9 protein-coding genes are annotated in these 12913 nt (G+C 66.2%); 2 read left to right on the forward strand and 7 right to left on the reverse strand.

All coding sequences use genetic code 11. The annotated features are described in order from the left end of the window. Positions 1–199: 199 nt before the first annotated feature. Complete coding sequence (locus tag ISF28_RS23800; RefSeq protein ID WP_198119663.1) at positions 200–2233, reverse strand: glycoside hydrolase family 5 protein; 2034 nt, start codon at positions 2231–2233, stop codon at positions 200–202. Here ISF28_RS23800 and ISF28_RS23805 point away from each other — a divergent pair. Next, positions 2190–2654 (forward strand): hypothetical protein, encoded by a 465-nt coding sequence (locus ISF28_RS23805; protein WP_198119664.1) that lies wholly within the window; start codon positions 2190–2192, stop codon positions 2652–2654. The genes ISF28_RS23800 and ISF28_RS23805 overlap by 44 nt on opposite strands. Here the strand turns inward: ISF28_RS23805 and ISF28_RS23810 are convergent. The 4 genes from ISF28_RS23810 to ribBA form a co-directional block, all read right to left on the reverse strand. Continuing rightward, a complete protein-coding gene (locus ISF28_RS23810; RefSeq protein WP_198119665.1) occupies positions 2630–4783 on the reverse strand; it encodes a cellulase family glycosylhydrolase in 2154 nt (717 codons plus the stop codon). The genes ISF28_RS23805 and ISF28_RS23810 overlap by 25 nt on opposite strands. A gap of 207 nt (positions 4784–4990) precedes the next feature. After that, entirely contained in the window at positions 4991–5461 is a 471-nt protein-coding gene (gene nusB / locus ISF28_RS23815; RefSeq protein ID WP_198119666.1) for a transcription antitermination factor NusB, read from the reverse strand. Positions 5462–5478: 17 nt separating this feature from the next. After that, positions 5479–5958, reverse strand: coding sequence for a 6,7-dimethyl-8-ribityllumazine synthase (gene ribH, locus ISF28_RS23820; protein ID WP_198119667.1), 480 nt, complete (start codon positions 5956–5958; stop codon positions 5479–5481). An 83-nt stretch (positions 5959–6041) separates the two neighbouring features. Continuing rightward, positions 6042–7157: a bifunctional 3,4-dihydroxy-2-butanone-4-phosphate synthase/GTP cyclohydrolase II gene (gene ribBA, locus ISF28_RS23825; protein ID WP_198119668.1), complete on the reverse strand. Its 1116-nt coding sequence runs from the start codon at positions 7155–7157 to the stop codon at positions 6042–6044. A gap of 247 nt (positions 7158–7404) precedes the next feature. Between ribBA and ISF28_RS23830 the strand changes: the two genes are divergently transcribed. Beyond that, positions 7405–10284, forward strand: a complete 2880-nt coding sequence (locus ISF28_RS23830) for a M16 family metallopeptidase (RefSeq protein ID WP_198119669.1) — start codon at positions 7405–7407, stop codon at positions 10282–10284. Between the two features lie 9 nt (positions 10285–10293). On the opposite strand, the gene ISF28_RS23835 is transcribed toward ISF28_RS23830, so the two are convergent. Both ISF28_RS23835 and ISF28_RS23840 read right to left on the reverse strand, forming a co-directional pair. Beyond that, entirely contained in the window at positions 10294–12267 is a 1974-nt protein-coding gene (locus ISF28_RS23835) for a S9 family peptidase (protein ID WP_229519346.1), read from the reverse strand. Positions 12268–12281: 14 nt separating this feature from the next. Further along, positions 12282–12911 carry a riboflavin synthase gene (locus ISF28_RS23840; RefSeq protein WP_198119670.1) on the reverse strand — a complete coding sequence of 210 codons (630 nt, stop codon included), beginning with the start codon at positions 12909–12911 and terminating at the stop codon, positions 12282–12284. Positions 12912–12913 lie beyond the last annotated feature (2 nt).

Raw genomic sequence — 12913 nt, forward strand, 5'->3', positions numbered from 1 at the left:
CTTTGCCTTCGGCTTCCTTCAGATTCGCGGTCGCCCGCGACACCCTTGCCGTTCGGCTAACTCTTCCCCTTGTCGGGCGAGTAGAGGACTTTCACCTCCAAGTAGGTGCGCCCTGCCGGGCGCACCCGAAAAAAAGGCCGCGTTCGCACGCGGCCTTGTGCTGCGGGCCGACCGGCCGGTCAGCCCCTGTCGATGCGGCTTACCAGTTGATCGCGTCGACGTAGACGGTTCCCGTCCACGCCCCGCCCGTCGTCAGGTTCAGGCCGAGATGCTGGAGCGGCGTCACCGACGACGACGGCACCGTCAGCGTGAACGTGTTCCAGGCGCCCGGCGTGAAGGTGCTCGTCGGGTTCGAGACCCAGTTCCAGTTGTAGTCCTGGAGATAGGGCTCGATGCTCGTGATCTGGCTGCCGGCCGGGATGAAGACGTGGAACGTGATCGTCGCGCCGGACGGCACCGCCACGCCGCTCACGCTCACCGACGACGTGCCCGCCGCCGCGCCGCCGAAATTCACGGCCAGCGACCGCAGCCCCGCGTAGTGCTGGGCGGTCGACGACGCGACGCCGCTGATCTGCGCGCCGCCGGGCGCCCACAGCTGGGGATCGACCTCGAAATTGAACTTCGTCGGGTCCGGGTTCGTGCCGGGCGTGCTTGCACTGGCCTCGGGCGAGAAGCCGGACGCACCCGAGCTGTTCACGGCCACAATGTGGTAGTAATACGTCGTGCCGGGATTCAGGCCCGTGTCCGTGAACGTCGTGCCGGTGAGGCCGCTGACGGACGGCGTGGCGGATTCATTGCCGGAATTTCCGGTGCGGTACAGCTGGTAGCTGGTGGCGCCGCTGACGGCGTTCCACGTCAGGGTGACCTGGCCGTTGCCGGCCGTGGCGGCGAGACCGGTGACCGCGACCGGCGCACCGTTCGGCGGCGGCGGCGCGGCGCCGCCGGTCAGGAGGGTGACGAGGGCCTGATCGTTGATGACGCCCGTGTCGAACGTGATGAACGGTGAGTTCGGCGTACTCCAGTAGAACGGGCTCAGGCCGTGGGCGCGGGCCGAATCGGCCGAGAACTTGTTCCAGTACAGGCGCGACGCGTTGTTCCACGTCTGCGAGGCGCCCGTCAGACCCGGCGTGACGAAGGCGCCGAACTCGCCGATCATCACGGGCACGCCCTTGCTGACGAACAGGTCCTGCAACTGCTGCATGGCGGCGTCGATCGTGCCCTCCTCGCCCCATGTGGCGTTACGGGTCGGATCGCCGGAATAATGGTAGGCCGAGCCCCAGTAGTAGATCGCGTTGCCCCACGTCTGGTCCGTGTGGATGATCGTGAACAGCGACGGCGAGTAGTTATGGAATTCCATCATCAGGCGGCCCGGCGTCGGGTCCGACGGCAGCGCCGTGACCCACGACGCGTCTCCCTGGATCGGCAACACGAGCCAGCGGTTGGTGTTGGCCCCGCCGACGCCACGCACCGCGTTGACGAAGGTCTGGTAGTACGACATCAGCGCCGTCGTCTGCGACGGCCTGCTGACGTTCGGCTCGTTCGCGGCCGCGAACAGCAGGTGGTTGTCGTAGCCGGCGAACGCGGTCGCGATCTGCGTCCACATGCTGCGCATCTTGGCGTCGAGGGCCGGGTCGACCGTGTCGCCGATATTGTTCTCGAACCAGCCGTTGTCCCAGTGGTCGTTGATGACCACGTACATGCCGGCCGCGATACTGTAGTCGACGGCCTGCTTGACCTTGGCCATATAGGCCGGATCGATCTGGCCGGTGGTCTGGTCCGTATTCGTATTCCAGGCGCACGGGATGCGCACGGCGTTGAAGCCAGCGTTGGCGGCGGACGTGTACAACGCCTGGCTCGGGATCGTATAGCCCCAGACGGCTTCCAGCGAATTGCCCAGGTTGAAGCCGCGCGTCGGCATCGGCAACGCCGTCGTGATGGGCGGCGGATTCGTGGCCTGCACGTTCACCGAACTGGTGTACAAGGTCGTGCCGCCCGTCTTGTCCCTGACCGTGACGGTCTTCATGCCGGCGGTGCCGCCCGGCGTGCACCGGTAATGCGCTTCCGTGGCGCTCGTCGAGAGCGTCGTCATGCCGGTGCAATCCGTCACGTCCAGCGCCAGGGTGCTCGGCATTTTACTGCCCAGCACCTTGAAATACGCGGCCTGGCCCAGGTGCAGCGTGGACAGTGTCGTGAAGCTCGAGTCGGTCGAGCTGACGCCACTGACGCTGGCCATCGAGGCTCGGCCGGACATCGCCAGGAGCTGGGGCGACTGCCCTCCTGCGCCCGTGTCCGTGTCACTGGCGCCGCAGCCTGCCAGCAGCACGGCGGCTGCCAATGCAGCAATAACGAAATGTTTTTTCATACGTCTCCACCTCCAAGATCTTGTTGGTCGAGTGATCATCATGGAAGGTGCGGACGTGAGTTCAATTACATTTTTGCGCAGCGCGAAGTATGAAATTGCCGAAATTGCAAATATGTATGTTATCCCACCGCGCGCGCCGGTCCGCGCCGGGCAGTTTGATGTAGGCGCGCAACAAAAAAGGCCGCGTTCGCACGCGGCCCTGTCCTGCGGGATAACGGATCAAGGGATCAAGGAATCAAGGGATCAGTGGCCCCAGGTCGGCGCGGCTTACCAATTGACCGAGTCGATGTAGAGGGTACCGGTCCACGCCGCCCCCGTCGTCAGCCTGAGTCCAAGGCGCTGCAGCGGCGTGATCGACGCCGACGGCACCGTCAGCGTGAACGTGTTCCACGCGCCCGGCGTAAAGCTGGTGACAGGGTTCGAGGTCCAGCCCCAGTTGTAGTCCTGGAGATACGGCTCGACCGTCGTGATCTGGCTGCCGGCCGGGATGTAGACGTGGAAGGTGATCGTCGCGCCGGACGGCACGACCACGCCGCTCGTCTCCACCGACGAGATGGCCGCCGCCGTGCTGCTGAAGTTCACGGCCAGCGAGCGCTGGCCCGCGTAGTGCTGCGCGGTGGACGTCGCGACGCCGGTGACCTGGGCGCCGTTGGGCGTCCACGACTGGGTATCGGTCTCGAAATGGTACTTGGCCGGATCCGGGTTGGTGCCGGGCGTGCTGGCGCTCGCCTCGGTGGAGAAGCCCGACGCGCCCGAGCTGTTCACGGCCACCACGCGGTAGTAATACGTCGTGCCGGGATTCAGGCCCGTGTCCGTGAACGTCGTGCCGGTGACGCCGCTGACGGACGGCGTGGCAGGTTCGCTGCCGGAATTGGCCGTGCGGTACAGCTGGTAGCTGGTCGCCCCGCCGACGGCATTCCACGACACGGTGACCTGGCCGGTACCGGCCGTGGCGGTGACGCCGGTCACTGCGTACGGCGCGCCATTCGGCGGCGGCGGTGCGACGCCGCCGGTCAAGGCAGTGACGAGGGCCGAATCGGTGATGGCGCCGGTATCGTACGTGAACGGGGCGTTCGGCGTGCTCCAGTAGAACGGGCTCAAGCCGTGCGCGCGGGCGGATTCGCTCAGGTACTTGTTCCAGTACAGCCGGGACGCGTTGTTCCAGGTCTGCGAGGCACCCGTCAGGCCAGGCGTTGCGGCGGCCTGGTATTCGCCGATCATCACGGGCACGCCCTTGCTGACGAACTGGTCCGTCAACTGCTGGTAGAACGCATCGTTGTAGCCTTCCTCGCCCCACGTGGCGCTGCGGCTCGGATCGCCCGAATAATGGTAGGACTGACCCCAGTAGTAGATCGCGTTGCCCCACGACTGGTCCGTGTGGATGATCGTGAACAGCGACGGCGTGTAGTTGTGGAATTCGACGCCCAGGCGGCCCGGGGTCGAGTCGGAGGGCAATGCGGCAATCCACGACACATCCCCCTGGATCGGCAGCATGAGCCAGCGGTTGGTGTTGTTGCCGCCGGCCGCGCGCACGGTATCGACGAAGCTCTGGTAGTACGACATGAGCGTCTTCATCTTCGTGGGCGTGTTGATGGCCGGCTCGTTCGCGGCCGCGAACAACAGGTGGTTGTCGTAGCCGGCGAACGCGGCCGCGATCTGCGACCAGACATTGCGGTACTTCGCGTCGAGGGTCGGGTCGACCGTGTCACCGATGTTGCTGTCGAACCAACCTCCATCCCAGTGAACATTGATGACGACATACATGCCGGCCGCAATGCTGTAGTCGACAGCCTGCTTGACCTTGGCCATGTAGACGGGGTCGATGTTGCCGGAGGCATCGGAATTCGACGCCCATGCACACGGGATGCGCACGGCATTGAAGCCGGCGTTGGCGGCGGACGTATACACGGCCTGGCTCGGGATCGAATAACCCCAGATGGCTTCCAGCGAATTGCCCAGGTTGAAGCCGCGGGTAGGCATCGGCAGCGCCGTCGTGATCGGGGCCGGATTCGTGGGCTGCACGTACACCGAACTGGTGTACAGCGTCGTGCCGCCTGTTTTATCCCTGACCGTGATCGTCTTCATGCCGTCGGGGCTGCCCGGCGTGCAGCGGTAATGCGCTTCGGTGGTCGTGATCGAGAGCGTCGTCATGCCGGCGCAATCGGTCACGTCCAGCGCCAGGGTACTCGTCAACTTGCTGCCCAGCACCTGGAAATACGCCGTCTGGCCCACGTGCAGCGTGGACAGCGCGGTAAAGCCCGAGTTGGTCGACTTGACGGCACTGACGCTGGCCGACACGGGCTTGCCGACGGCGGCCAGGGTCACCGCCTGCGCACCGGTGCCGGTCTCCCCATTACTGCCACCGCAGCCCGCCAGCAGAACGGCCGCTGCGAGCGAAGCTAGAACAAAATGTTTTTTCATAAGTCTCCATCTCCAAAGGTTGTATTGGATGAGTGGTCATCATTGGCAGATGCGACCTTGAATTCAATTTCGTTTTTCCGTAAATGCATATGCAAAACCACCGGCGCGGCGATTACACATGCCGGGTGGAATCCGGATAGGATCGGCGCATGAAAAAAGCCGCCACAGTTTCCTGGGGCGGCCTTTGCGCTTGCGCAAAGAAGCAGCTCAGCGCTTCGCGTCCGCACCCACCTCGTCCGGCCGCAGCTTGCCGGCCAGACGGTCCAGCACGCCGTTCACGTACTTGTGGCCGTCGATACCGCCGAACGATTTCGTCAGTTCCACGGCCTCGTTGATCACGACGCGGTACGGGATCTCGATCTGGTTCTTCAGCTCGTACGCGCCGAGCAGCAGGACGGCGTGTTCGATCGGCGACAGTTCCGCGATCGGACGGTCGACGGTCGGCGCGATCACTTCGCGCAGTTCCACCGACTGCGCGATCGCGCCGTGCAGCAGCGCCGTGAAATAGTCGCTGTCGGCCTTGTCGAAGCCGTGCGCGCTGCGGATGTTGGCGACGATCGTAGTGGCCGGCTCATTGTTCAGCAGCCATTGATACAGCCCCTGGAGGGCGAACTCGCGCGCGCGGTGACGGGGCGTGCGGTTCTTGTTGGGGTTGGCGTGCGTGGTCTTGTCAGTCATGTTTTACTCGGTCAGTCTTAGTCTTCTTCGGCCTGCAGCTCTTCGAGGCCCAGCAGCAGGTTGGCCATCTCGACCGCGACGCGGGCCGCGTCCGTGCCCTTCTCGGCCATGCGGGCTTCCGCCTGCTCGTCGTTCTCGGTGGTCAGCACGGCGTTGGCGATCGGCATGCCGTAATCCAGGCCGATGCGGGTGATGCCGGCGCCCGACTCGTTCGACACGAGCTCGAAGTGATAGGTCTCGCCGCGGATGACGGCGCCCAGGGCGACCAGCGCGTCGAACTGCTGCGTCTCGGCCATCTTCTGCAGGGCCAGCGGAATTTCCAGCGCGCCCGGGACGGTCACGTGCAGGATGTCTTCATCGGCCACGCCGAGATGTTTCAGTTCCGCCAGGCAGGCCGACAACAGTCCATGGCCGACATCGGCATTGAAACGTGCTTGCACGATACCGATGCGCAGGCCTTCGCCTGCCAGATTGCTTTCAAAAGTTCCTACCGTCATGGCTATGCCTTCTCTTTATATATTGTGAATGAATGGGTCAATGTTACCGCGTTGGCGATGGCGCGCGTAAAGTACGTAATGCCTTACGCAGGAACGTCGCAGCCCGGCTTGGCCAGGTAGCCCGTCACCTCCAGGTCGAAGCCCGTCATGGACGGCATCTTGCGCGGATTGGCCAGCAGCTTCATCTTGCGCACGCCGAGCTGGCGCAGGATCTGCGCACCGATGCCGTAGGTGCGCAGGTCCAGGTTGGCGGCGCGGCCGACCGGGCGCGCCGGCTTGTCGGCGAATTGCGCGAACAGTTCGTCGGCCGTCTCGGCGCAGTCGAGCAGGACGATGACGCCCGCTTCCGCCCGCCGCACGGCCTGCAGCGCGGCCGCGAGGTTCCACGAGTGCGACGTCGACGCGCTGTCCAGCAGGTCGATGATGGACACCGGCTGGTGCACGCGCACGAGCGTCTCGCGGTCTTCCTGCGGATTGCCGTGGACGAGCGCCAGGTGCGCCGAACCGCTCGGCTTGTCGCGGAAGGCGACCAGCTTGAATTCGCCGTGCACGGTCGACAGCGGACGCTCCGCCACGCGCTCGACGAGGGTCTCGTGCTGGCTGCGGTAGTGGATCAGGTCGGCGATCGTGCCGATCTTGAGGCCGTGTTCCTGCGCGAATTCCAGCAGATCCGGCAGGCGCGCCATCGTGCCGTCTTCCTTGATGATCTCGCAGATGACGGACGCCGGGGTCAGGCCCGCCATCTCGGTGAGGTCGCAGCCGGCTTCCGTGTGGCCGGCGCGCATCAGCACGCCGCCCTTGACGGCGCGCAGCGGGAAGATGTGGCCCGGCTGCACGAGGTCTTCCGGCTTCGCATCCTGCGCCACGGCCACCTGGATGGTGCGCGCGCGGTCGGCCGCCGAGATGCCCGTCGTGACGCCTTCGGCCGCCTCGATCGACACGGTGAAATTGGTGCCGAACGACGTGCCGTTGCGGGTCGTCATCATCGGCAGCTCGAGGCGGTCGCACATCTCCTCGGACAAGGTCAGGCAGACGAGGCCGCGCGCGTGGCGGATCATGAAATTGATCGCCTCGGGCGTGACGTGTTCGGCGGCAAGCACCAGGTCGCCTTCGTTCTCGCGGTCTTCCTCGTCGACCAAAATGACCATGCGCCCGGCGCGCAGTTCGTCAACGATTTCCTGGGTGGTGGAGATGGGCATGTGGATTCCTCGAATACGGACCGGCTGGTGCGGAAATCCGCTATTTTAAAGGATTTGCCAGTCCTCGGCCGTATCCCCCGCCGGCCGCCGCGCACTCTAGAGTCCCACTACCACTCCCGCCGCATTGTTTCGTTGCATAATGACAACGAGACTCCTTGTCGGCCCTGCGTTACATCATGCTCATTTACAAGTGTGGCGCCAGCGGGGCAAGGTAGAATGATTTTTTCCGTGTTGAGGACGCCGTCGCATGGTCATCCGTATCGCCCGTATCTCGTTCCTCGTTGCCGCCCTGCTCGTGCAAGGCCTGGCGCCGGGCGCGCCGCTGAAGCTGGACGATCCGCTGCCGGTCGGCGCCCAGGTCAAGGTCGGCAAGCTCGACAATGGCCTGACCTATTACGTCCAGCGCAACCGGATGCCCGAGCACAAGCTGGAACTGCGCCTCGTCGTCAAGGCCGGTTCCATCCTCGAGGACGATGACCAGCAGGGCCTGGCCCACTTCACCGAACACATGGCGTTCAACGGTTCGCGCCATTTCAAGCGGCACGAGCTCGTGTCCTACCTGCAATCGATCGGCGTGAAGTTCGGCGCCGACCTGAACGCCTACACGTCGTTCGACGAGACGGTCTACATCCTGCCCGTCCCGTCCGACCGCAAGGAGGATCTCGACAAGGCCTTCCTCGTACTGGAAGACTGGGCCCACGGCCTGACCTTGAAGGACGCCGACATCGACAAGGAACGCGACATCGTCCTCGAGGAAGCGCGCCTCGGCAAGGGCGCGGGCGACCGCATCCAGAAAGTGCTGATGCCCAAGATCTACAACGGCTCGCGCTATGCCGACCGCCTGCCCATCGGCCAGGAAGACGTCATCCGCACGTTCGAGCCGGACACGCTGCGCCGCTTCTACCGCGACTGGTATCGTCCCGACCTGATGGCCGTCGTCGCGGTCGGCGACATCGATCCGGCAAAAGCCGAGCACATGATCCGGCGCCATTTTGCCGGTCTCAAGAATCCGGCCCACGAACGCCCCCGCGTGTACGCCAGGATCCCGGCGCGCACCGACAACGAAGCCCTCGTCGTCACCGACAAGGAAGCGGGCCCGGCGTCGATCCTGATCCGCTACCCGGTCCGTCCGTTCCACGAACGCGAAACGCTGCGCGGCTACCGCGAGCAATTGATCGAAGCCCTGTTCGCGGGCATGCTGAACCAGCGCTTGCAGGAACTGTCGCAACTGCCCTCCCCGCCGTTCATCGGCGCCAGCAGCGCCCTGTCGCGCCTGACGCCGCGCTACCGCTCGTACAATGCGATGGCCGCGCTCGGCATGAGCGGCGCCACCACCGCCATCGACGCGCTCGTGCAGGAAAACGAGCGGGCGCGCCGCTTCGGCTTCACGGCGGCCGAACTGGACCGCATGAAGAAGACGATGCTGCGCACCTACGAGCGCGCCTGGAACGAGCGCGACAAGACCGATTCCGCCGTCCACGCGTCCGAATTGATGCGCAACTTCCTCGAAGGCGAATCGATTCCCGGCATCGATGCGGAATACCGCTACGTGACCGACATGCTGCCCGGCATCACACTGGCCGAGATCGATGCCTACGCCGCCAAGACCATTCCCGCCGACTCCGGCAAGCTCGTGATCTACACGGGCTCGACCAAGCCCGAAGGCGACGCCGCGATCCCGACCGGCGACCAGTTGCTGGCCGCCATCACGGCGGCCGAACAGCACGACGTGCGGCCACACGACGAAAAAGCCGTGGCCGCGCACCTGATGGACCACCCGCCGGCGCCCGGCACGATCGTCGACGAAAACCGCGACGAACCGCTGGGCCTGACCCGCCTCACGTTGTCGAACGGCGTCAAGGTGATCCTCAAGCCGACGACGTTCCGCAACGACCAAGTCCTGATGAGCGCCGCCCGCTTCGGCGGCCAGAGCCTGTTCGACGACAAGGACACGTTCAACGCCCGCTACGCCGACACCATCGTCGCCGCGATGGGCCTGAAGGATTTCTCGCCGCTGGACATGCGCAAGATCCTGGCCGGCAAGGCCGCGTCCGTCAGCGCCGGCCTGGGCAACAACACGGACGTCGTCGCGGGCACGGCCGGCGCCACCGACGTCGAGACGATGCTGCAGATGGTCTGGCTCAAGTTCGCCGGCGTGCGGCGCGACGAGGATCTGTATAAATCATTCATCGGCAAGCAGACGGAACTGGCGCGCAACCGGCTGTCGCAGCCGGGCGCCCTGTTCGGCGACACCGTGCTGGCCACGCTGTACAACAACAACCCGCGCGCACCGCGCGCGCTGCGTCCCGAGGACATCCCCAAGATCGACCTGGACCGCGCGATCTCCATCTACCGCCAGCGCTTTTCCAGTGCCAAGGGCCTGACGTTCATTTTCGTCGGCAGCTTCGACGTGGCCGCCATCAAGCCGCTGATCGCCACCTATCTCGGCAGCCTGCCGACGCCGGACATCCCGACGACCTACCGCGACCTCGGCATCCGGCCCGTGTCGGGCGTCGTCAAGCGCGAAGTCAACAGCGGCTCGGAAGACCGCAGCACCGTATCGCTGACGTTCACCGGCCCGACCGACGTCACGGAACTGGAAGAACTGCGCCTGTCCGCGCTGACGGAAGTCATGAACATCCGCATCATCGACGTGCTGCGCGAAAAGCTGGGCCTGATCTACGGCGGCGGCATGGAAGGCTCGATGACGCGCATCCCGTACAGCCACTACACGGTCGGCGTCACCCTGCCGACGGGGCCAAGCAACGTCGACAAGGTGCTCTCCGCGATGTTCGCCGAAATCGAGCGCATGCGCACCGAAGGCCCGACGCAGGCCGACCTGGACAAGGTCAAGACGAACTGGCTGCAGACCTACCGCAAGTCGCTGCAGGACAACACGTACTGGCTGGCCGCGCTGCAGACCTCGCTGACGGAAGGCACGGACCCGGGCACCATCCTCACGTTCGACCAGGAAGTGCAGAAGCTGACCGTCGGCGACGTGAAGCGGGCCGCGCAGCGTTACCTGAACACCGAGAACTACGTGCAGGTGGTGTTGAATCCGGAAACGAAGACCGCCGCGGCCCAGGCCAGGAACGAGGCCGGCGGCAAGCCCGTCAAGAAGGGATGACTCCCGCCGTCACGGCGCCAGGTATTTGCCGAACCACGCGATCTCGCGCGCGCGCAGGTCGCGCAGGTTCTCCGGCTTGCGGAACGCGTGCCCCTCGCCTTCGTACACGAGCAATGTGGTGGGCACGCCCAACGCCCGCAGCGCGTGCCAGAACTCGAACGACTGCGCCGCCGGGCACTCGACGTCGCGCTCCCCCACGTAGATCAGCGTCGGCGTGCGCGCCGCCTTGACCGATTCGATGGGCGAGGCCGCGCGGTAGATCGCCGGGTCGTCGTACATCGTCGCGCCGAAGTAAGGCACCATCCACTGGTCGATGCCGTTCTGGCCGTAATAGCTGATCCAGTTGGCGATGCCGGCGCCGGCCACCGCGGCCTGGAAGCGCCGGCTGTGGGTGACGCCCCACATCGTCATGAAGCCGCCGTAGGAATGCCCCATCAGGCCGAGGCGGTTGCCGTCGATGGGGGCCTGCGCGATGGCCGCGTCGACGCCGGCCAGGATGTCGCGCCAGTCGCCGCCGCCGAAGTCGCGCCGGTTCGCCCGGGTGAACGCGGCGCCCTGGCCATAGCTGCCGCGCGGGTTCGGCATGAAGACGAAATAGCCGGCCTGCACCAGGTCGCGCAGCAGCGGGTTGCCGGCGTCGCCGGCCGACACGTAATGCGGCGTCACGGCCGCCGCCGGGCCGCCGTGCACCTGCACGATCATCGGATAGGTCTTGCCCGCGGCGATGCTGCGCGGCCCCACCAGCCAGCCCTGCACGCTGAAGCCTTCGTTGGTCCAGGCGACGCTGCGCGCGGCCACCTGCGGCGCGAAGCCGTCGTTGTCGTGCGTGATGGGCTCCAGCTCCGGCAGGCGGCCGGCGACGATGCGCGGCGCGTGCTCGAAGTCTTCCGTCACGGACGCGGCCACCCGGCCGTCCGCGCTGAACACGAAGCGGCCGTCGCGGTTGGCCATCGCGCCCACCGGGGCCCGCCACAGCATGCGCGCCGCGCGCGCGTCCGGGTCGATCGCGGCAATGCCCGCATCGCTGCCCGCCAGCACGGACGCGAACAAGGCCTTGCCGCGCCACGCGATGCCGTTGAAAGTGCCCTTGTAGTCCGGCGTCACGTCGACCGGTTCGCCGCCATCGAGCGGCACCGTGTAGACGTCACCGCCGACGGAACCGAAGTCGCTCATCAGCCCGCCGATGAACGCCACCGTGCGGCCGTCCGGCGACACGTGCGGCATATTCATCTGCATCTTCGGCGCCGCGATCACGCGCAGGCGGCCGCTGGCGGCGTCGACGTGGCCCAGGGTCGCGACCCACCAGTTGTCGTCGCCGTTGCCCCGCGCGCTCGTGACGACGAAGCCCTTGCCGTCCGGCGTCCAGTCGTATTCGTAGACGAACGTGTCGCCCGGCGACACGAGCCGGTAGTTTCCGCCCGCCGCCGGGACGATCGCGATGCGCTGCTCGTCCTCGTCCTGCGCAAGGCCGATCTCGCCGACCTGCCGCGCGCCCGCCTCGACGGCGCCCGTCATCTTTTTCGCGCCGACCGTCGCGAGGAACGCGACCTGGCGCCCGTCCGGCGACCAGCGCACGGTGCCCGCGACGCCCTTCACGGTGGCCAGGGTCGTCATGCGGCCGGCGCGCAACAGCTCCACGCTGGCGGTGCCGGCCCCGGGGTCGGTGACGATCGCGGCGAGCGTCGTCTGGTCCGGCGACCAGGCCAGCGATCCCACCGTGCATTGCCCGCAGCCGGATTGTTGCCACGTCGACGCGACCTTGCCCGTGGCCGTGTCGCGCACGACGACGCGCGGCCCCGTCTGCCCTTCGTCCTCCACCGCTTCGACGGCCGCGATGCGATCGCCGCCCGGCGTCATCGCGAGCATGCGGTAGGTGCGCATGCCGGCCGGGTCGGCCGAGGCGAGCCCCGCCGCAACGAGCAGCGTGAGCGCCGCCGCGCCACGGGCCAGGGTCTTGCCGTGCGTGAGAATCTCTCGGGACATCGGGACGGATTGCGTCAGGCCTTGGCGGCGCTGAGCATGCGCTCGACGTAGCGCGCGATGAGGTCGATTTCCAGGTTGACCTTGGCGCCGGCGCGCAGGTGCTTCAGCGTCGTGACGGCGATCGTGTGCGGGATCAGGTTGATCGAGAAGCGGCAGCAGGCGGTGCCCGCCCCGCCGATGTCTTCGACGCTGTTGACGGTCAGCGACACGCCGTTCACGACGACGGAGCCCTTGTAGGCCAGGTATTTGCCCAGGTCGCGGGGCGCGTCGATCACGAGTTTCCACGACTCGCCCACCTGCTCGAAGCTATTCACCTCGCCGAGGCCGTCCACGTGGCCCGAGACGAGATGGCCGCCCAGGCGCTCGGCCAGGGTCAGCGCCTTTTCCAGGTTCACTTCGCCCGGCTGGTCGAGGCCGACCGTGCGATTGAGGCTCTCGCGCGACACGTCGACGGCAAACGCCTTGTCGGTCTTTTCGACGACGGTCATGCAGGCGCCGTTGATGGCGATCGAGTCGCCCAGCGCGACGTCGGCCAGCGGCAGGCCGCCCGCATCGATGTCCAGGCGCACGCCCGCATCCGCGCCGTCCGCGAGCGGAGTGACCGATTTGATGCTGCCGACGGCAGCGACGATTCCGGTGAACATAA

The organism is Massilia rhizosphaerae (assembly GCF_016093545.1).
Classification (GTDB): Bacteria; Pseudomonadota; Gammaproteobacteria; order Burkholderiales; family Burkholderiaceae_D; genus Telluria; species Telluria rhizosphaerae.